This window comes from Achromobacter sp. DH1f, from assembly GCF_000633435.1.
Classification (GTDB): domain Bacteria; phylum Pseudomonadota; class Gammaproteobacteria; order Burkholderiales; family Burkholderiaceae_B; genus Achromobacter; species Achromobacter deleyi.
The window spans coordinates 1-378 of sequence record NZ_AYMF01000075.1 but is presented as its reverse complement, the minus strand read 5'-3'; the positions used below and the strand labels follow the sequence as shown (position 1 = coordinate 378).

Annotated in this window: 1 protein-coding gene; it reads left to right on the top strand. The window is 72.5% G+C overall.

All coding sequences use genetic code 11. The features are described 5' to 3' along the window. Positions 1-357: hypothetical protein (locus U858_RS0132955; RefSeq protein WP_025141337.1), on the top strand; the 357-nt coding region annotated here is incomplete at its 5' end. Positions 358-378: the final 21 nt, after the last annotated feature.

The window sequence follows — 378 nt, the reverse complement described above, 5'->3', positions numbered from 1 at the left end:
GCCCTGGCCCCCGCCGACCTCGCCCCCCTGGGCATGCCCCGCACCCGCGCCGCCACCCTCTCCGCCGTCGCCGCCGCCACCCTGGCCGACCCCCACCTCTTCGCCCCCTCCAACACCCTGGAAACCGCCATCACCCGCCTGCGCGCCATCCGCGGCATCGGCGAATGGACCGCCCAATACATCGCCCTGCGCCACCTGCGCGAACCCGACGCCTTCCCCGCGTCCGACATCGGCCTGATCCGCGCCCTGGAAAAACTGGAATCCCGCGAATACACCCCCGCCCAACTCCTGGCCCGTGCAGAATCCTGGCGCCCCTGGCGCGCCTACGCCGCCCAACACTTGTGGGCTGAATACTGAGACCCCCACGCCGCGCACGCT